Here is a 1,008-nt window from a genome sequence, read left to right as displayed (position 1 = left end):
GCCGGAATGATCGCGTGCAGCCCGAACACCGCGGACAGCGCGCGATCGAGATCGAAGCCGCAATCGGACGAGCGAGGCCGGGTCGCGGCCGGGACATTCCATTCGGGGAGCGAAGGCATCCGGCGTCTCCTGTTGCGCAACACCGCGTGCAACCGGAAATATCGGGGCCTCGGGGACGATTTGCAAGCCGGCGTCACCGTGCCACGGGCGGCGGTAAGGAACGCCGGCCGACCGAGGCTCAGCCCTCCTTATGGACGCCCGAGCCCTCGACGATCTTGCGCCAGCTTTCGGTCTCCGCCGCCAGCATCGCGCCGAACTGCTTGGCGTCGCCATGCAGCGCAATGGCCCCGAGATCGGCAATGCGCTGCTTGATCGTCGGCTCGTCCAGCGCCGCATTGATCTCGCGGTTGAGCAAATCGACGATCGGCTGCGGCGTGCCGTGCGGCGCTCCGACGCCGTAGAACGAGCTGGTGTCGTAACCGGCCAGTGTGTCGCCGATCGGCGGCACGTCCGGCAGCACCGCCGAGCGCTCGCGGCTGGTGACACCGAGCGCGCGGATCTTGCCGGCCTGCGCCAGCGCGAACGACGAGGTGACGTTGTCGAACATCGCCTGAATCTGACCGCTCATCAGGTCGGTCAGGCCCGGCGCCGAGCCGCGGTACGGCACGTGCACCATCTCGATGCCGGCCATCGACTTGAACAACTCGCCCGACAGATGCAGCGAGGTACCGATGCCCGACGAGCCGACGCTGATCTTGCCCGGATGCGCCTTGGCATAGGCGATGAACTCCGCGACGTTATTTGCCGGAATATCGTTGTTGATCACCAGCACCAGCGGAATGCGGGCGATGCCGGCGACCGGCGTGATGCTCTTGGCGAAGTCGAACGGCAACGCGCGGTCGAACGAGGCGTTGATCGCATTCGCGGTGCTGGTCAGCAGCAGCGTGTAGCCGTCAGCCGGCGAATTGATCACCGCCTGGGTGCCGATCGTGCTGCCGGCACCTGGTT

Annotated in this window: 1 protein-coding gene; it reads right to left on the bottom strand. The window is 66.6% G+C overall.

The window, feature by feature from the left end:
- Positions 1-238 precede the first annotated feature (238 nt).
- On the bottom strand, positions 239-1,008 hold a 770-nt coding region (locus DYI24_RS27095; RefSeq protein WP_164574518.1), incomplete at its 5' end, for a tripartite tricarboxylate transporter substrate-binding protein.

The organism is Rhodopseudomonas sp. BR0C11 (assembly GCF_010820945.1).
Lineage (GTDB): Bacteria > Pseudomonadota > Alphaproteobacteria > Rhizobiales > Xanthobacteraceae > Rhodopseudomonas > Rhodopseudomonas palustris_H.
The sequence above is the reverse complement of the archived record's forward strand: the minus strand, read 5'-3'. Positions and strand labels throughout refer to the sequence as shown.